General features: G+C 66.1%; 16 protein-coding genes and 3 tRNA genes. 14 read left to right on the top strand and 5 right to left on the bottom strand.

The features are described 5' to 3' along the window. The first annotated feature begins 45 nt into the window (after nucleotides 1-45). The 3 genes from QWY76_RS15170 to QWY76_RS15160 all read left to right on the top strand — a co-directional run bounded on the left by QWY76_RS15170 (nucleotide 46) and on the right by QWY76_RS15160 (nucleotide 4,898). Nucleotides 46-1,968, top strand: coding sequence for a PrkA family serine protein kinase (locus tag QWY76_RS15170; RefSeq protein ID WP_290312140.1), 1,923 nt, complete (start codon nucleotides 46-48; stop codon nucleotides 1,966-1,968). Nucleotides 1,969-2,038: 70 nt separating this feature from the next. Beyond that, entirely contained in the window at nucleotides 2,039-3,319 is a 1,281-nt protein-coding gene (locus QWY76_RS15165; protein WP_290312139.1) for a YeaH/YhbH family protein, read from the top strand. 19 nt (nucleotides 3,320-3,338) lie between these two features. After that, nucleotides 3,339-4,898, top strand: coding sequence for a SpoVR family protein (locus QWY76_RS15160; protein WP_290312138.1), 1,560 nt, complete (start codon nucleotides 3,339-3,341; stop codon nucleotides 4,896-4,898). 64 nt (nucleotides 4,899-4,962) lie between these two features. Here the strand turns inward: QWY76_RS15160 and QWY76_RS15155 are convergent, their stop codons facing one another. Next, a complete protein-coding gene (locus QWY76_RS15155; protein ID WP_290312137.1) occupies nucleotides 4,963-5,277 on the bottom strand; it encodes a high-potential iron-sulfur protein in 315 nt (104 codons plus the stop codon). A gap of 277 nt (nucleotides 5,278-5,554) precedes the next feature. On the opposite strand from QWY76_RS15155, the gene QWY76_RS15150 reads away from it, so the two are divergent. Next, entirely contained in the window at nucleotides 5,555-5,830 is a 276-nt protein-coding gene (locus QWY76_RS15150) for an Lrp/AsnC family transcriptional regulator (protein WP_183382784.1), read from the top strand. Nucleotides 5,831-5,855: 25 nt separating this feature from the next. Then, complete coding sequence (locus tag QWY76_RS15145; protein WP_290312136.1) at nucleotides 5,856-6,725, top strand: DNA/RNA non-specific endonuclease; 870 nt, start codon at nucleotides 5,856-5,858, stop codon at nucleotides 6,723-6,725. A 136-nt stretch (nucleotides 6,726-6,861) separates the two neighbouring features. Here QWY76_RS15145 and QWY76_RS15140 read toward each other — a convergent pair. The 3 genes from QWY76_RS15140 to QWY76_RS15130 all read right to left on the bottom strand — a co-directional run bounded on the left by QWY76_RS15140 (nucleotide 6,862) and on the right by QWY76_RS15130 (nucleotide 7,217). Next, nucleotides 6,862-6,948, bottom strand: a tRNA-Leu gene (locus tag QWY76_RS15140). Nucleotides 6,949-6,993: 45 nt separating this feature from the next. Further along, nucleotides 6,994-7,080: transfer RNA gene (locus QWY76_RS15135), tRNA-Leu, on the bottom strand. Nucleotides 7,081-7,130: 50 nt separating this feature from the next. Further along, nucleotides 7,131-7,217: transfer RNA gene (locus tag QWY76_RS15130), tRNA-Leu, on the bottom strand. Nucleotides 7,218-7,450: 233 nt separating this feature from the next. On the opposite strand from QWY76_RS15130, the gene rnr reads away from it, so the two are divergent. The 9 genes from rnr (at nucleotide 7,451) to QWY76_RS15085 (ending at nucleotide 15,198) form a co-directional block, all read left to right on the top strand. After that, nucleotides 7,451-9,841 (top strand): ribonuclease R, encoded by a 2,391-nt coding sequence (gene rnr, locus QWY76_RS15125; RefSeq protein ID WP_290312135.1) that lies wholly within the window; start codon nucleotides 7,451-7,453, stop codon nucleotides 9,839-9,841. 42 nt (nucleotides 9,842-9,883) lie between these two features. Further along, complete coding sequence (gene rlmB, locus QWY76_RS15120; protein ID WP_290312134.1) at nucleotides 9,884-10,678, top strand: 23S rRNA (guanosine(2251)-2'-O)-methyltransferase RlmB; 795 nt, start codon at nucleotides 9,884-9,886, stop codon at nucleotides 10,676-10,678. A 184-nt stretch (nucleotides 10,679-10,862) separates the two neighbouring features. Next, on the top strand, nucleotides 10,863-11,237 hold the full coding sequence (gene rpsF / locus QWY76_RS15115) for a 30S ribosomal protein S6 (protein WP_290312133.1): 375 nt from the start codon (nucleotides 10,863-10,865) through the stop codon (nucleotides 11,235-11,237). A gap of 31 nt (nucleotides 11,238-11,268) precedes the next feature. Continuing rightward, nucleotides 11,269-11,496, top strand: coding sequence for a 30S ribosomal protein S18 (rpsR, locus tag QWY76_RS15110; RefSeq protein ID WP_016853668.1), 228 nt, complete (start codon nucleotides 11,269-11,271; stop codon nucleotides 11,494-11,496). 12 nt (nucleotides 11,497-11,508) lie between these two features. Beyond that, the gene (locus tag QWY76_RS15105; protein WP_290312519.1) at nucleotides 11,509-12,360 is read left to right on the top strand and encodes a hypothetical protein; all 852 of its coding nucleotides are present in this window, start codon (nucleotides 11,509-11,511) and stop codon (nucleotides 12,358-12,360) included. Nucleotides 12,361-12,375: 15 nt separating this feature from the next. Further along, nucleotides 12,376-12,822, top strand: a complete 447-nt coding sequence (gene rplI, locus QWY76_RS15100; protein ID WP_290312132.1) for a 50S ribosomal protein L9 — start codon at nucleotides 12,376-12,378, stop codon at nucleotides 12,820-12,822. 195 nt (nucleotides 12,823-13,017) lie between these two features. Continuing rightward, nucleotides 13,018-14,406, top strand: a complete 1,389-nt coding sequence (gene dnaB / locus QWY76_RS15095) for a replicative DNA helicase (protein ID WP_290312131.1) — start codon at nucleotides 13,018-13,020, stop codon at nucleotides 14,404-14,406. Nucleotides 14,407-14,479: 73 nt separating this feature from the next. Beyond that, nucleotides 14,480-14,773 carry a hypothetical protein gene (locus QWY76_RS15090; protein ID WP_290312130.1) on the top strand — a complete coding sequence of 98 codons (294 nt, stop codon included), beginning with the start codon at nucleotides 14,480-14,482 and terminating at the stop codon, nucleotides 14,771-14,773. Between the two features lie 122 nt (nucleotides 14,774-14,895). Beyond that, nucleotides 14,896-15,198, top strand: coding sequence for a DUF6482 family protein (locus tag QWY76_RS15085; RefSeq protein WP_290312129.1), 303 nt, complete (start codon nucleotides 14,896-14,898; stop codon nucleotides 15,196-15,198). Between the two features lie 176 nt (nucleotides 15,199-15,374). Here QWY76_RS15085 and QWY76_RS15080 read toward each other — a convergent pair whose 3' ends face one another. Then, on the bottom strand, nucleotides 15,375-16,523 hold the full coding sequence (locus QWY76_RS15080) for an AI-2E family transporter (RefSeq protein ID WP_290312128.1): 1,149 nt from the start codon (nucleotides 16,521-16,523) through the stop codon (nucleotides 15,375-15,377). Between the last annotated feature and the right edge of the window lie 222 nt (nucleotides 16,524-16,745).

The raw sequence follows: 16,745 nt of genomic DNA, 5'->3' as shown, positions 1-16,745 counted from the left end.
ACCGATGGGCGCAGGACCGGAGTTCCGGGTCTAAAGGAGGCATCGATGAGTATCTTCGACCATGTGCAGAACCGCTACTCACGCATCCAGCAGGAGGAATTGAGCCTGCAGGAGTATCTGGAGCTCTGTCGCGAGGACCCTTCGGCCTATGCCAGTTCGTCAGAGCGCATGCTGGAGGCGATCGGCGAGCCCGAGGTCATCGATACGGCCAAGGATCCCAGGCTGTCGCGCATCTTTTCCAACAAGGTGATTCGCCGCTATCCGGCCTTTTCCGAATTCTACGGCATGGAGGAGGCCATCGAGCAGATCGTCGCCTACTTCCGGCACGCGGCCCAGGGACTCGAGGAGAGGAAGCAGATCCTCTACCTGCTGGGGCCGGTGGGCGGCGGCAAGTCGTCGCTGGCCGAGCGCCTGAAGCTGCTGATGGAGCGGATCCCCTTCTACGCCATCAAGGGCTCGCCGGTGCAGGAGTCCCCGCTCGGGCTGTTCTCGCCGGAAGACGACGGTGAGCTGCTGGAGAAGGAGTACGGCATCCCCACGCGCTGCCTGAAGAGCGTGATGTCCCCCTGGGCCGCCAAGCGGCTCAAGGAGTACGGCGGCGACATCACCCAGTTTCGCGTCGTGCGCCTCTACCCCTCGCGCCTCAACCAGATCGCCATCTCCAAGACGGAGCCCGGTGACGAGAACAACCAGGACATCTCCTCGCTGGTCGGCAAGGTGGACATCCGTCAGCTCGAGCTCTACTCCCAGGACGACCCCGATGCCTACAGCTTCTCCGGCGGCCTGTGTCGGGCCAACCAGGGGCTGATGGAATTCGTCGAGATGTTCAAGGCGCCGATCAAGGTGCTGCATCCGCTGCTGACCGCCACCCAGGAGGGCAACTACAACCCCACCGAGGGCATGGGGGCGATTCCCTTCGACGGCATCGTGCTGGCGCACTCCAACGAGAGCGAGTGGCAGACGTTCCGCAACAACCGCAACAACGAGGCCTTCCTCGATCGGGTCTACATCGTCAAGGTGCCGTATTGCCTGCGGGTCGCCGAAGAGATCCACATCTACCGGAAGCTCCTCGAGCACTCCTCGCTCAACGAGGCGCCCTGTGCGCCGGATACCCTGCGCATGCTGGCGCAGTTCACGGTGCTCTCGCGCCTCAAGGAGCCGGAGAACTCGAGCATCTACTCCAAGATGCGCGTCTATGACGGCGAGAACCTCAAGGACACCGATCCCAAGGCCAAGTCGATCCAGGAGTACCGCGACGCCGCCGGGGTCGACGAGGGCATGGACGGGCTCTCCACGCGCTTCGCCTTCAAGATCCTCTCCAAGGTGTTCAACTTCGACAATGTCGAGGTGGCGGCCAACCCGGTGCACCTGCTCTACGTGCTCGAGCAGCGCCTCGAGCAGGAGCAGTTGCCCCGCGAGGCCTTCGAGCGCTACCTGCGCTTCATCAAGGAGTTCCTGGCACCGCGCTACGTCGACTTCATCGGCAAGGAGATCCAGACCGCGTACCTGGAATCCTATTCCGAGTATGGCCAGAACATCTTCGATCGCTACGTGACCTATGCCGACTTCTGGATCCAGGATCAGGAGTACCGGGACCCGGAGACCGGCGAGCTGTTCAACCGCCAGTCCCTCAACGAGGAACTGGAGAAGATCGAGAAGCCGGCCGGCATCTCCAATCCCAAGGACTTCCGGCACGAGGTGGTCAACTTCGTGCTGCGGGCCCGGGCCCAGAACAACGGCATGAACCCGAGCTGGCAGTCCTACGAGAAGCTGCGCGGCGTGATCGAGCACAAGATGTTCGCCAACACCGAGGAGCTGCTGCCGGTCATCTCCTTCAACGCCAAGGCCTCGACGGCCGACCAGAAGAAGCACGAGGACTTCGTGGCCCGCATGGTCGACCGCGGCTATACCGAGAAGCAGGTGCGGCTGCTCTCCGAGTGGTACCTGAGGGTGCGCAAGTCACAGTAGCCCGTCATGGCGGTCCGCCGCGGCGGCTCGCGCCGCGGCGCCCGGGCGAGTCGCATCCAAGGAGGTCTGCATGACCTATTTCATCGATCGTCGTGCCAACGCCAAGCACAAGAGTGCGGTCAACCGCCAGCGCTTCCTCGACCGCTATCGTACCCACATCAAGCGATCGGTCGAGGAGGCCGTCAATCGCCGCTCGATCACCGACATGGAGCGCGGCGAGAAGGTCTCGATCCCCACGCGTGACATCTCCGAGCCGGTGTTCCAGCACGGTCCCGGCGGCAAGCGCTCGATCATCGCTCCCGGCAACAAGGAGTTCGTCGAGGGCGATCGGCTGCGTCGGCCCGGTGGCGGCGGTGGCGGTGGGGCCGGGGAGGGCGGTGCCTCCAACCAGGGCGAGGGCATGGACGAGTTCGCCTTCACCCTGAGTCGCGAGGAGTTCCTCGACTTCGTCTTCGACGGCCTGGAGCTGCCGCACCTGGAGCGCAAGAACCTGGTGGACCTGGACGAGGTGCGCCCGATCCGCGCCGGCCTGACCCGCGACGGTGTCCCGGCCCGCATCAACATCGTGCGCTCCATGCGCGAGGCCCATGCTCGGCGCATCGCCATGCGCGGGCCCATCCGCCGGGCCCTGCGCGAGGCCCAGGAGGCGCTGGAGGTCGAGGAGCGCAAGGACCCGGTGCTGCGCAACCCGGCGCGCATCGAGGAGCTCAGGGCCGAGATCGAGCGCCTCGAGAAGCGCCTCGAGGCGGTGCCCTTCATCGACACCTACGACCTGCGCTACAACAACCTGATCAACCAGCCCCAGCCCTCCAGCAAGGCGGTGATGTTCTGCGTGATGGACGTGTCCGGGTCGATGACCCAGGCCCACAAGGATATCGCCAAGCGCTTCTTCCTGCTGCTCTACCTCTTCCTCGAGCGCAACTACGAGAAGGTCGAGCTGGTCTTCGTGCGCCATCACACCGCCGCCAAGGAGGTCGACGAGGAGGAGTTCTTCTACTCCCGGGAAACCGGCGGCACCATCGTCTCCAGCGCCCTGTCCCTGGTCGACGAGATCATCGAGGCGCGCTATCCCCCCGCCCAGTGGAACCTCTACGTGGCCCAGGCCTCCGACGGCGACAACTGGGACGACGACTCCCTGACCTGTCGTGACCTGCTGGCGAAGTCGCTGATGCCGCGCCTGCAGTACTTCACCTACGTGGAGATCACGCCCCATGCCCACCAGGCGTTGTGGGAGGAGTACGAGCGCGTGGAGGCCGAGTATCCCGAGCGCTTCGCCATGCGCCAGATCGTCGAGGCCGGCGACATCTATCCGGTGTTCCGCGAGCTGTTCCGGCGTCGCAGTACCCAGTGAGTGGCGTCAAGGAGATACCATGACCGATCGCAAGCCCATCGCCACCGGTTCCGACTGGAATTTCGATATCCTTCACGAGTTCGAGGACGAGATCGCGCGGCTGGCCGATGAGTATCGCCTGGATACCTATCCCAACCAGATCGAGATCATCACCACCGAGCAGATGATGGATGCCTATGCCAGCGTGGGCATGCCGGTGGGCTACCATCACTGGTCCTTCGGCAAGCAGTTCCTGGCCGTGGAACAGGCCTATCGGCGCGGGCAGATGGGGCTGGCCTACGAGTTGGTCATCAACTCCGATCCCTGCATCGCCTACCTGATGGAGGAGAACACCCTGATGATGCAGGTGCTGGTGATGGCCCACGCCTGCTATGGCCATAACTCCTTCTTCAAGGGCAACTATCTGTTCCGAACCTGGACCGACGCCAGCTCCATCGTCGACTATCTGCTGTTCGCCCGGCGCTACATCGCCGAGTGCGAGGAGCGTCATGGGGTCACCGCGGTGGAGCAACTGCTGGATGCCTGCCATGCGCTGCAGAACTACGGGGTCGATCGCTACAAGCGGCCCTCGCCGATCTCCGCCGAGGAGGAGGCGCGTCGTCAGAAGGAGCGCGAGGCCTACCTCCAGGCCCAGGTGAACACCCTGTGGCGGACCATTCCCGAGCGGGGCCCGGCCGACGGGGAACTGGAGGCGGTCGTCGGAGAGGGGGAGGACCCGCTCGGTCTGCATGCCGGCGGCCGCTATCCCCCTGAGCCCCAGGAGAACCTGCTGTACTTCATCGAGAAGAATGCGCCGCTGCTGGCGCCCTGGCAGCGCGAGGTGGTGCGTATCGTGCGCAAGCTCGCCCAATACTTCTATCCCCAGCGCCAGACCCAGGTGATGAACGAGGGCTGGGCGACCTTCTGGCATTACACCCTGATGAACCGGCTGTTCGACGAGGGGCTGGTCGACGAGGGGCTGATGCTGGAGTTCCTGCAGTCCCATACCTCCGTGGTCCAGCAGCCGCCGTTCGACAGCCCGCATTACAACGGCATCAATCCCTATGCCCTGGGCTTCGCCATGTTCACCGACATCCGGCGCATCTGCGAGTCGCCCACCGAGGAGGATCGTGAGTGGTTCCCGGACGCCGCGGGCAGCGATTGGCTGGAGACGCTGCACTTCGCCATGCACAACTTCAAGGACGAATCCTTCATCCAGCAGTTCCTGTCACCCAAGGTGATCCGCGACCTCAAGCTGTTCATGGTGATCGACGACGACCAGGACGAGATGCTCGAGGTGACGGCGATCCACGACGAGCGCGGCTATCGACGCATCCGTGAGGCGCTGGCCACCCAGTACGCGCTGTCGGTGCGGGAGCCCAACATCCAGATCTACTCGGCGGACATTCGCGGCGACCGCTCGCTGACCCTGCGCCATGTCCAGGACAGCCGTCGTCCCCTGGCGCGCAGCGTCTACCCGGTGATGCGCCACCTGCACCAGCTGTGGGGCTTCCCGGTGAAGCTCGAGTCGATGGAGGGCGAGGAAGTCGTGCGCCGCTATCACTGGCCGCTGCCCGAGGAGGAAGCGTCGGCGGAGTGACGGGGCGTGATCAAGCGGCGAGACCCGCACCGACCGGTGCGGGTCTCGTGCGTTGGGGGAGGGGTCAGGCCTTGGCGGTCCAGGACTGGCACCAGCCCTCGGGGTTCACGCTATTCTGCGGGAACAGTTGGCAGCCCTGGTTGTCGGCGTTGAAGAACATGCAGTTGGCGCAGTTCTCGCCTTCCGCATAGGCCGGGTGGTCGCTGGCCTCGCTGGCGTTTTCCACGTAGTTCAGGGCCTTGGCCTGCTCGCTGTTCGGGTCCAGGGGCGTCAGCTCCTGGGCGAAGGCGGACCTGGACAGGATGCCCGCGCCCAGCGGCAGGGCGGCGAGGCCCAGCAGGCTGTGGCGCATGAAATCACGACGGCTGTGATTGGCCATGGTCTCTCCTTAGTCATCATCGGTCTTGGTCTGGACGCGCTGGCCGGTGGTCCGGCCGTTCTTCTGGTCGGGTGGTGAGCCCACCTCTCGATCCGACAGGCGCGAGCCCGCGGAGTTTATCGCTTCATGGTAGTCACTCGGCCGGGTGCTGGCGAATGCTGCGGCAATCCGCCACGCGCGCGGCGGCGATTCTGCCGGGCCGGCGTCGCTGGTATACTCGTGGCAACGGCGGGCTGCTGACCGCCGCGGAGAATCCCTTTCAGACGGAGAGTGCCCGATGCAGAACGCCGTGATCCTGATCAATGCCGAGAAGGGCCAGGTCAAGGCCGTGGCCGAGCGCCTGGCCGATGTCGAAGGCATCAGCGAGGTGTTCTCCACCTGTGGCCGCTATGACCTGGTCGCCATCGCCCGCACCCGGGACTTCGAGAGCCTTGCCGAGCTGGTCACCGGGCGCCTCAACGAGGTGGAGGGCATTCGCGAGACCGAGACCCTCAACGCCATGCAGGTGCACTCCCGCCACGACCTCGAGACCATGTTCTCGCTGGGCTGGTAAGCCCCGCCGGCGCCCCGCTCCGGTCATGCCGCCGCGTCGTCGTTCCGCCGTGTCCCGGTTGCGCCCCCTGATGCGCCGGGCCGCCATCGCCGTGCTCTTCGCCGCGGTGGGTAGCGGCCTGTGGTATGCCGAGGAGCGCGAGGTCCGTGACGGTCTCAGCTGGATGGGTGTGCCCGACTGGCAGCGGCTGACGCCCCTGAGCCTGCATCGGGTGCTGCGCAACGACGGCTACCTGGTGGGCTGGTCAGACGTGCGGGTCAGCCCGTTGTGGGTCAGCTACCGCCTGGCCGCCACCGAGGACGCCCGCATCGGCGAGCGTCCCGGCTTTCGCCGCGACTGGCGCACCCTCTGGCCGGTCACCCCGGACAGCTACCTGGGCAGCGGCTACGACCGCGGCCACCTGGCCCCCAACTATGCCATCGCCGCCGTGCATGGCCGCGGCGCCCAGCGTGACACCTTCCTGATGAGCAACATGGTGCCCCAGCGCCCCTCCCTCAATCGACGGCTCTGGCAGCGTCTCGAGGAGGTGGTGATCGATCGCTTCGTGCCACGGGTCGGGGCCCTGCAGGTCATCACCGGCCCGGTGTTCGCGGAGCGCTTCCAGCAGGGGGCGCTGCGCCGGGTGGGGCTCGTCGAGGTGCCGGTGGCCTTCTACAAGATCCTGGTGGTGCCGGGGGCGCGGCCGCGGGCCCTGGCCTTCCTCATGCCGCAGGAGGTGAGCGGCGACGAGCCGCTGGACCGTTTCGTGGTCAGCATCGACCGCGTCGAGTCGCTGACCGGGCTGGACTTCTTCCCGCAGCTGCCCGCGGCGGCGGCCGATGTCCTGGAGGGGCGGGTCGATGCCGGTGGCTGGGGACTCGAGGCGGTGGCGCGCTTGCCCGGCCGCTTCGACTAGGCGGCGGGCCGGCTCGCCGGGCCGTGGCTGGCACGCTCGGTCCGGGGAAGGCGCAGGCACAAAAAAACCGCAACATGGTGCGGCCTGTGCGATGCAGCGATAACGATGTAGGAGAGGGGCTCTGCATAACGCGAAATGGTGCCCAGGAGAGGACTTGAACCTCCACGTCCGTAAGGACACTAGCACCTGAAGCTAGCGCGTCTACCAATTCCGCCACCTGGGCGCGTCATGCATATCGTCGTGTTGCGGGTCATCGCGGGAGCGATGATGGTGCCCAGGAGAGGACTTGAACCTCCACGTCCGTAAGGACACTAGCACCTGAAGCTAGCGCGTCTACCAATTCCGCCACCTGGGCGAACACGAGCGATTTCGAGCTGATAAAGAGCGGTGATACCGAGGTATCGATGGTGCCCAGAAGAGGACTTGAACCTCCACGTCCGTAAGGACACTAGCACCTGAAGCTAGCGCGTCTACCAATTCCGCCATCTGGGCAAGTGGCGCGTATGTTACCGAATCCTCGCGCGGATGCAAGCCTCCGCTGGCCCCTGGCGCGATTTTTTTTCCCTTCCCCTCGGCAGGGAGCGGTCGTGCATGGTTGGGTGAAGACCATGGCGGCGCTATACTGCCGCCATGACATTATACCCCGACCGCATCATCGTATGCCCGCGGCGCCCGCGCGCCATCTCCCTCATGCCGTCCCCGACCCTGCCAAGGATGCTCCCTGCATGAATCACTGGACGCTCAGCGACGATACGCACGCCAGCCGCGAGGCCCACAAGTACGACAAGCCCGCGCCCAGTCGCGAATACCTGCTGGCCCGCCTGGAGGAATACGGCAAGCCGATCACCCACGAGGCGATGAGCCAGCTGCTGGGGCTCGAGGACGAGGACCTGCAGGAGGCGGTCCGTCGCCGGCTGGCCGCCATGGAACGGGACGGCCAGGTGCTGCGCAACCGGCGTGGCGCCTATGCGCTGATCGACAAGCTCGACCTGATCAAGGGGCGGGTGCTCGGCCACCGGGACGGCTTCGGCTTCCTGCTGCGCGATGATGGCAAGAAACCCGACCTGGTGCTGCCGCCGCGGCAGATGCGCCGGGTCTTCCACGGCGACCACGTGCTGGTGCGCGTCAGCGGCCGCGATCGTCGCGGTCGCGACGAGGCCACCATCGTCGAGATCCTGGCCCGCAACACCCAGACCATCGTCGGCGTCTATCGGGAGAATACCCCCGAGTTCGGCGTGCTGATTCCCGAGAACCCGCGCATCGCCCAGGAAATCATCATTCCTCACAAGGCCAACGGCGGGGCCCGGGATGGGCAGGTGATCTCGGCGACGATCATCAAGCAGCCCGAGACCCGGGTGCAGCCGGTCGGCGAGGTCGCCGAGGTGCTCGGCGAGCGCATGGATCCCGGGATGGAGATCGACATCGCCATCCGCAGCTACGAGATCCCCGCCGAGTTCCCGCCGGAGGTCCACGACCAGATCGCCGGCATGTCCGCCGAGGTGGCCGAGGTCGACAAGCAGCACCGCATCGACCTGCGCGATGTGCCCCTGGTGACCATCGACGACGAGTCTGCCAAGGACTTCGACGATGCCGTCTGCGCCTGGAAGACCAAGTCCGGCAGCTGGAAGCTGCTGGTGGCCATCGCCGACGTCTCCCACTACGTGCGGCCGGGCAGCCCACTGGACCAGGAAGCCATCACCCGGGGCAACTCGGTGTACTTCCCGGGGCAGGTGGTGCCCATGTTGCCGGAGCTGCTGTCCAATGGCCTGTGCTCGCTGAATCCCGCGGTGGACCGGCTGGCGCTGGTCTGCGAGATGAACATCTCCAAGACCGGGGCGATCAGCCGCTACCGCTTCTATGAGGGGGTGTTCCGCTCCCATGCGCGTCTGACCTACAACAAGGTCGCCGCCATCCTCGACGACGACGGCGAGCAGGGCGAGGCCCTGCGCGAGGAGCACCGCGAACTGGTGCCCTCGCTGAAGAACCTCCATGCCCTCTACCGCCTGCTGCGCGAGGCCCGGGTCGAGCGCGGGGCCATCGACTTCGAGACCATCGAGACGGCGATCCTCTTCAACGAGGAGCGCAAGATCGAGCAGATCGTCCCGCGCTCGCGCAACGATGCCCACAAGATCATCGAGGAGTGCATGCTGGCGGCCAACGTCGCCACCGCCCGCTTCCTCGACAAGCACGACCTGCCGGCCCTCTACCGTATCCACGAGCGCCCCTCGCCGGAACGCCTCGACAAGCTGCGCCTGTTCCTCAACGAGCTGGGCCTGTCGTTGGGCGGCGGCGACGAGCCGACCCCCCAGGACTACCGTGACCTGGCCGAGGCCATCAAGGCGCGCGACGACAGCGACATCATCCAGACCGTGATGCTGCGCTCCATGAGCCAGGCCGTGTACTCGCCCCAGAACGAGGGGCACTTCGGGCTGGCCTACCCGGCCTATGCCCACTTCACCTCGCCGATCCGGCGCTACCCGGACCTGATCGTCCACCGGGCCATTCGCTCGGTGATCCGCGGGCCGCGCCAGACCAATACCGTGCTGCGCGCCGACGGCGCCTCGGTGGAGCCGCCGAGCAAGTGGTGCCCCTACACCTTCGAGCAGATGCTCGAGCTCGGCGAGCACTGCTCCATGACCGAGCGGCGCGCCGACGATGCCACCCGCGATGTCGAGGGCTGGCTGAAGTGCGAGTTCATGTCCGACAAGCTGGGCGAGGTCTATGAGGGTACCATCGCCTCGGTGACCCAGTTCGGCATCTTCGTGCGCCTCGACGAGGTCTTCGTGGAGGGCCTGGTGCACGTCACCGCGTTGCCCTCCGACTACTACCACTACGAGCCGGAGAAGCATCGTCTCAAGGGCGAGCGCAGCGGCATGAGCTACCGGCTCGGGGATGGGGTCAGCGTCCAGGTGGCGCGGGTCGACCTCGACGACCGCAAGATCGACTTCGAGCTGGCCGACGACAAGCCCCGGCCGCGCCGGGCGCCGCGCAAGCGTCGCGGTGGCCAGGGCGGGGCCGCGGGCAAGCCCGAGGCGGCCCAGGCCGACACCCGCGGCAAGGCCGGCGGGGACGACGGCGGCGGCAAGCGCCGTCGCCGGGGCCCGCGTCGCCGCTGAGCCCCGCGGTACTCCTTTCTCCTTCGCCAAGATGGCATCATCATGAAGAAGCACGCTCAACACCGGGGCCCCAGGGCCCCGGGTGGTCTCGACGCCGTCTACGGCGTCCATGCGGTGCGCGCCCTGCTCGAGCGGGGCGAGGCCCCTCGGGAGCTCTGGGTGCAGGAAGGCGAGGCGGCGACGCGCCTGGCCGACCTCGTGGCGGAGGCCCGCCGCGGCGGCGCCCGGGTGCTGTCCCGGCCCCGTGACGAACTCGACCGGCTCGCCCAGGGCGCCGCCCACCAGGGGCTGGTGGCCTTCTGCCCGCCGCTGGCCTTCGAGGCCGAGGCCGCGCTGTGGCATCGCCTCCAGGGCTGGTCCTCGCCGACCCCGCCGCTGCTGCTGGTGCTCGACGGCATCACCGACGTGCACAACTTCGGCGCCTGCCTGCGCAGCGTCGATGCCGCCGGGGCCCATGGCGTGGTGGTGCCCAAGGACCGTGCCGCGCCACTCAACGCCACGGTGCGCAAGGTGGCCTGCGGGGCCGCCGAGAGCGTGCCCGTCTACCAGGTGACCAACCTGGCCCGGGCGCTGGCCAGGCTCAAGGAGCTGGGCATGTGGGTCACCGGTACCGCCGGCGAGGCCGAGGCCAGCGTCTTCGAGGCCGACCTCTGCGTGGCCACCGCCCTGGTGATGGGCGCCGAGGGCAAGGGCATGCGGCGGCTGACCCGGGAGGCCTGCGACGGCCTGGTCAAGCTGCCCATGGCCGGGCAGGTGTCGAGCCTCAACGTCTCGGTGGCGACGGGGATCTGCCTGTTCGAGGCGGTCAGGCAGCGGCGCGCGAAGCTCGAAGCCTGAAGAGGGAAGGCAAGGGCGAACTCGTGTTCCGTCTTCCTGACTTGCGCCATCGGCGGCGAGTCTTTAGAATACTGGCGCCCGTTCGTCCCGCGAACGGGCGTCGTGTATTTCGATAATCACCTCCTTGCTTCCCCTGGAAGGCACCGCGCCTCCACCGGAAGCTGCCAAACCGCAAGGAGAACCCATGCGTCACTACGAGATCGTCTTCATGGTCCACCCGGACCAGAGCGAGCAGGTCCCCGCGATGGTCGAGCGCTACACCAGCATCGTCACCGAGAACGGCGGTACCGTGCATCGTCTCGAGGATTGGGGCCGCCGTCACCTGGCCTACCCGATCAACAAGATCCACAAGGCTCACTACGTGCTGATGAACGTCGAGTGCCGCGGCGAGACCCTCGAGGAAATCGAGAACATCTTCCGCTTCAACGATGCCATCATTCGCAGCCTGGTCGTGCGCTGCAAGGAAGCCATCACCGAAGCCTCACCGATGATGAAGCCGGCAGAAGACAAGCGCGCCCGTCGTGACGACAAGCCGTCACGCACCGCCGAGTCCGCCTGAGCCCACCTCGCACGCCTGAAGGAGTCTCCCCATGGCACGTTTTTTCCGTCGCCGCAAGTTCTGCCGTTTCACCGCGGAAGGCGTCAAGCAGATCGACTACAAGGATCTGGACACGCTCAAGGCCTACATCACCGAGACCGGCAAGATCGTACCCAGCCGCATCACCGGGACCAAGGCCCGTTACCAGCGCCAGCTGTCCACCGCCATCAAGCGGGCACGCTACCTGGCACTGCTGCCCTACACCGATAGCCACCAGTAAGACGCAGGCGTGATGCTGCCCGTCGCCCGCTGGATGATGCGCGGCACGCCCCAGGCGGTCCTCGGCGCCGCGGCGGCCACGGTGATCCCCTGGCTGTTCTGGCTGGGGGCCGCCATCGCCGCCCTGGTCACCCTGCGACGCGGCCTGTCGCCGGCGCTGCCGGTGATCGTCGCCGCCGCCGTCCCGGCGGGTTGGTGGTGGACCCGCGGCGACGTCATTCCGCTGGCCAGCATCCTGCTGGTCACGCTGATGGCGGTGGTGCTGCGGGCCCGGCTGCGCTGGAGCGAGGCACTGATCATCGGCGCCCTGGCCGGGGTGGCGATGATCCAGCTCGGCGTCTTCCTGCCGCCGGGGGGCGCCGGGCCGGTACTGGACCAGCTTCGCCAGGGATCGCCGGAGGTCGCGGCGATGCTCGACGAGTTTGCCCGGCAGGGCATGCCCACCGAGCAACTCGCCGGCCTGCTGATCGCTGGCGTCACCGGCCTGGTGGTGCTGCTGGCGGCGGTGGCCTGTCTGGCCCTGGCCCGCAGTTGGCAGGCCGGGCTGTACAACCCCGGCGGCTTTCGCGAGGAATTCCATGCCCTGCGGCTGGCCCCCCGCGAGCTGCTGGTGCTGTTCGTGCTCGGCGTGGTCGGCATGCTGCTGGGCCTGCCGTCCCTGGGCATGCTGCTGTGGGTGCCGCTGCTGGTCACCGGCATCGCCCTGGTACATGGTTTCATCGGATTGAAGGGAATGAACGGGCTGTGGCTGGTCGCCTTCTATGTGTTGCTGATCACCACCTGGCCCATGATTCTCATCGTGCTGCTCGCGGCCCTGACGGATACCTTCGCGGACTTCCGCGCCCGACTCGGCCGCAGCGACTGACAAGAGGTTAACGAGATGGAAGTCATTCTGCTCGACAAGATTGGCAAGCTGGGCGGTCTGGGTGACCGGGTCACCGTCAAGCCCGGTTATGGCCGCAACTACCTGGTGCCCTACGGTCTCGCCGTGCCGGCCACCAAGGACAACATCGCTGCCTTCGACGCCCAGCGCGCCGAGCTCGAGGCCCAGGCCGCCGAGCGCAAGGCCGAGGCCGAGGCCCGCGCCGAACAGCTCAACGACATCGAGCTGTCGCTGGTCGCCAAGTCCGGCGACGAGGGCAAGCTGTTCGGTTCCATCGGTCCGCGCGACCTGGCCGAAGCGATCTCCTCCGCCGGGATCGACGTGGCCAAGAGCGAGGTCCGCATGCCGGAAGGCCCGATCCGCCAGACCGGCGAGTACGACATCGACCTGCACCTGCATGCCGAAGTCGATGCCACCGTGCGCGTGGTGGTCGTGGCCGAGTGAGCCCGATCCGCTGACGCCGTCACGGCGGCGTCGGCGCGGTTGCCAGGGGGCGCGAGGAGAGATCCTCGCGCCCCTTTTCATGGCCGGGAGGCGCGTTCCGGGCAGCGGTCGGCGCGGTTTTTCCGGTGGGGCATGGGGTCGGCGCAACCCTTCGGGTAGAATGAGCCGGCCGTTTTCGCGAAGGTCCCCGCCGTCATGAACGAATCCCTCGAGCTCGACAAGGAAACCGCGGCCCTGAAGGTGCCGCCCCACTCGCTGGAGGCCGAGCAGTCGGTGCTCGGTGGCCTGATGCTCGACAACCAGGCCTGGGACAACGTGGCCGACCGTCTGGTGGCGGGCGACTTCCATCGCTACGAGCATCGCCTGATCTTCAACGTCATGGCCGGGCTGGCCGAGAGCGCGCGCCCGCTGGACGTGGTGACCCTGTCCGAGGCCCTGGAGGGGCGCGATCAGCTGGAGACCGTCGGCGGGCTCGCCTACCTGGCGGAGCTGGCCCGCAACACCCCCTCGGCGAGCAATATCCGCGCCTATGCCGACATCGTTCGCGAGCGGGCCACCCTGCGCAAGCTGATCCACGCCGCCAACCAGGTGGCGGAGAGCGCCTTCGCCCCCCAGGGACGTCCCGCCGACGAGCTGGTCAACGAGGCCGAGCGGCTGGTCTTCCAGATCAGCGAGGAGCGCCCCAAGGAGGGCGGTCCGATCGGCATGAGCGATCTGCTGGCCAGGGCGGTGGACCGCATCGACGAGATGTTCAACATGCAGGGCGAGATGACCGGGCTGTCCACCGGCTTCCGCGATCTCGACGACATGACCTCGGGCCTGCAGCCCTCGGACCTGGTGATCGTCGCCGGGCGCCCCTCCATGGGCAAGACCACCTTCGCGATGAACCTGGTCGAGCATGCGGTGATCGCCAGCGACAAGCCGGTGATGGTGTTCTCCATGGAGATGCCGGCGGAGGCGATCATGCTGCGCATGCTGTCGTCGCTGGGGCGCATCGACCAGACCCGGGTGCGCACCGGTCAGCTCGAGGACGAGGACTGGCCGCGCTTGACCTCGGCGGTGAACCTGCTCAAGGACAAGCAGCTGTTCATCGACGATACGGCGGCGCTGTCGCCCAACGAGATGCGTTCGCGGATCCGCCGGGTGGTGCGCGAGCACGGCAACCTGGCGCTGATCATGATCGACTACCTGCAGCTGATGCAGATTCCCGGCTTCTCCGAGAACCGCACCGGCGAGATCTCCGAGATCTCGCGCTCGCTGAAGGGCCTGGCCAAGGAATTCGGCTGCCCGGTGGTGGCGCTCTCGCAGCTCAACCGCTCCCTGGAGCAGCGACCCAACAAGCGCCCGGTGATGTCGGACCTGCGCGAGTCCGGCGCCATCGAGCAGGACGCCGACCTGATCGGTTTCGTCTATCGCGACGAGGTCTACAATCCGGATAACCCCGACAATCAGGGGCTGGCCGAATTCATCATCGGCAAGCAGCGTAACGGCCCCATCGGCACGGTGCACATGGCCTTCATCGGCAAGTACACCCGCTTCGAGGACCTGGCGCCGGACAGCTACGGCGAGGCCTTCGGCGAGTGAGCCGGCGCAACGCTTGAGCCAGCGGCTGGTCACCGTATAATCCGACCCCCGATCATCACACTGGAGGCACACCATGGCAGGCGGATTCCGACGCGGCAATCGTCGTCGCACCCCGAAACTCGAGGCCCGCGGCGAGCTGCAGTCGATGGAGCGGGAAGGTCCGTTCAAGGAGTGGCTGGGCATGCCGGACCTCTACCGCTACCACATCGTGGTGGACGGCGAGAGCTACAGCTATCAGACCGAGGACGCGGAGCTGCCGGTCCAGGTCGGCGACCGGGTGGTCTTCCGCTACAAGGAGACCAAGGCCGGCAAGTGGGTCGACCGCAATTCCCTGGGCAAGGCCATCGACCCCGCCGACTACCAGTAGCGCCGGGAACCCCTGATCCTTCCATCGGTCACATTTACGACACGGATCGGTCATGCGCGTGTCATCGGTCACCCTCAGGCTGTGACCGATCCGGCAAGTCGACTCTTCTGATGGAGGGATCCATGGAATTCAATGACCTCAAGGCCTTCGTGGCCGACCACGACAACTTCGAGATCCGCGTGATCGGCCATGCGGGCAGCCATTTCTACCAGGTCGAGCTCGAGGACGTGGAGGGCCGGCGCCATATGCTGACCCGCAGCGGCAAGCCGATGCTGTTCCGCGCCCTGGACGATGTCTACCTCGAACTCAAGCGTGCCGGCATCCATCGGGCCTACCTCGTCCAGCAGGTGCCTCATGACGAGATGGTCGGCCGCGCGACCCATTACGCGGATCCGCTGGCCTCGCGCATGCCGCTGGTCTTCTGAACGGCTGGTCGTGCCGACGCCCGCCATCCGCGCCCAGCGGGTCTTCATGGCGGGTGGTGCAAGATGTCGTCACTGTCCCTCAGCGCCCGGCAGGGCACGCGGCCACCTTCGCCTCGAGCGGTGGCGCATTCCGCTGACATCATGACATGCAACACGACGAGACACCCTGCCATACTTCAGCCCTTCCCGCCGCGGTGGCTGACAGGGTCTTCCCTTTCTGCATAGCGCTCGCTGAGAAAATGCCCCAGCGCTTCCAGGCCATTGATGTGCTCGCTCAGCGTCTTGATCGCCACCAGCAATGGCACAGCGACGATCATGCCGACGACGGACCACAGCCAGGCGAAGAATGAGATGGCCAGGAAGACCACGACGGTGTTGATGCGCAGGCTACGGCCGACGAAATAGGGGGTGACGAGTTGTCCCTCGAGGGTCGTCAGCAGGAAGTAGGTGCCGACCACGAGCGGTACCCAGCCGAGTCCGTCGAGTGACACGATGGCGACCACCGCCGCGATGATGATGCCGGCCAAGGCGCCGAGATAGGGTATGTAGTTGAAGAGGAAGCCGATGATCCCGAAGCTCAGCGGGCTTGGCATGCCGAGTAGCCACATCGCGATGCCCACGGCGACCCCCAGGCCGGCGTTGATGATGGTGATGGTCAACAGATAATGGGACAGCTTGCGCTCGATGTTATGAGCGATACGGATCGCCCGTTTCTTGTCGCGAAAGGTTGGCATGACATGCACGATCTTCTCATAGAACATGTCGCCCGAGGCGAGAAGAAACAGCAACAGCACCATGGTGAAAATGAACTGCGTGAGCAGGGTGGGGATGAGAGATGCTAGATTGTCGCTGAGCTTGTTGCCTTGCGTTTCCACCTCCACCTTCTGAGTATTTGAAGAGTCGGAATTCGTGATCTCATCGAGCGACTCCTTGGCGGCAAACAAGTCACTGAAGGGGCCGGATATCTCGTTCAACCGGACTTCGATTTTCCGTTCGATCTGCGGTGCGTCATTGATCCAGCCATTGACCGGCACCGCCAGCGTGGCCGCGATCATGAACAGACCCAGGAGCAGGGAGCTCACGATGAGGGTCGCCGACAGTCCCTGGGAGATGCCGAGTCGGTCGAAGCCACGCCTGACCGGGCTGAACACCATCGATAACAGGAAGGCCAGCACGACGGGGACGATGAACAGTTGTGCGTAGCTGAGGGCGAAGACGGACAGGTAGATGAACAGGCCCACGCCTGCCCACTTGGGGACGGTGTTTGGCCAAGACGGAGTGACTGGCTCCCGGGTAGGCTGATCGTTGTCCGGGGTTTCTGCCATGGTCGTTTCCGAGCGATAGGTGAGAGTGACCAAGGGGGTCAGCCACGCCTTGGGACTGGCGTCACGCCGGCCGGCCAGTGCTACGGGGTGCTGTTACAATCGTAGTCCGCTAGTAGGCCATTGACGGCGGTTCGCAAGCGAAAACCGTCGCGGCTCGCCCATCGCCTGACCGGGCGTGATTTCCAAGTGCATGAGATTCAGGCTAAAGCGTTGCCGGATGTT

Origin of the sequence: Halomonas maura (assembly GCF_030409305.1) — a bacterium.
Lineage (GTDB): Bacteria > Pseudomonadota > Gammaproteobacteria > Pseudomonadales > Halomonadaceae > Halomonas > Halomonas maura.
The sequence above is the reverse complement of the archived record's forward strand: the minus strand, read 5'-3'. Positions and strand labels throughout refer to the sequence as shown.

Excerpts from the sequence above, each read along its gene's own strand:
- rplI (WP_290312132.1), top strand. The coding sequence starts at position 12,376 with ATGGAAGTCATTCTGCTCGACAAGATTGGCAAGCTGGGCGGTCTGGGT.
- QWY76_RS15145 (WP_290312136.1), top strand. The coding sequence starts at position 5,856 with ATGCCGCCGCGTCGTCGTTCCGCCGTGTCCCGGTTGCGCCCCCTGATG.
- QWY76_RS15170 (WP_290312140.1), top strand. The coding sequence starts at position 46 with ATGAGTATCTTCGACCATGTGCAGAACCGCTACTCACGCATCCAGCAG.
- QWY76_RS15160 (WP_290312138.1), top strand. The coding sequence starts at position 3,339 with ATGACCGATCGCAAGCCCATCGCCACCGGTTCCGACTGGAATTTCGAT.
- rlmB (WP_290312134.1), top strand. The coding sequence starts at position 9,884 with ATGAAGAAGCACGCTCAACACCGGGGCCCCAGGGCCCCGGGTGGTCTC.
- rnr (WP_290312135.1), top strand. The coding sequence starts at position 7,451 with ATGAATCACTGGACGCTCAGCGACGATACGCACGCCAGCCGCGAGGCC.
- QWY76_RS15155 (WP_290312137.1), bottom strand. The coding sequence starts at position 5,277 with ATGGCCAATCACAGCCGTCGTGATTTCATGCGCCACAGCCTGCTGGGC.
- QWY76_RS15150 (WP_183382784.1), top strand. The coding sequence starts at position 5,555 with ATGCAGAACGCCGTGATCCTGATCAATGCCGAGAAGGGCCAGGTCAAG.
- QWY76_RS15105 (WP_290312519.1), top strand. The coding sequence starts at position 11,509 with ATGCTGCCCGTCGCCCGCTGGATGATGCGCGGCACGCCCCAGGCGGTC.
- rpsF (WP_290312133.1), top strand. The coding sequence starts at position 10,863 with ATGCGTCACTACGAGATCGTCTTCATGGTCCACCCGGACCAGAGCGAG.
- QWY76_RS15165 (WP_290312139.1), top strand. The coding sequence starts at position 2,039 with ATGACCTATTTCATCGATCGTCGTGCCAACGCCAAGCACAAGAGTGCG.
- QWY76_RS15090 (WP_290312130.1), top strand. The coding sequence starts at position 14,480 with ATGGCAGGCGGATTCCGACGCGGCAATCGTCGTCGCACCCCGAAACTC.
- QWY76_RS15080 (WP_290312128.1), bottom strand. The coding sequence starts at position 16,523 with ATGGCAGAAACCCCGGACAACGATCAGCCTACCCGGGAGCCAGTCACT.
- rpsR (WP_016853668.1), top strand. The coding sequence starts at position 11,269 with ATGGCACGTTTTTTCCGTCGCCGCAAGTTCTGCCGTTTCACCGCGGAA.
- dnaB (WP_290312131.1), top strand. The coding sequence starts at position 13,018 with ATGAACGAATCCCTCGAGCTCGACAAGGAAACCGCGGCCCTGAAGGTG.
- QWY76_RS15085 (WP_290312129.1), top strand. The coding sequence starts at position 14,896 with ATGGAATTCAATGACCTCAAGGCCTTCGTGGCCGACCACGACAACTTC.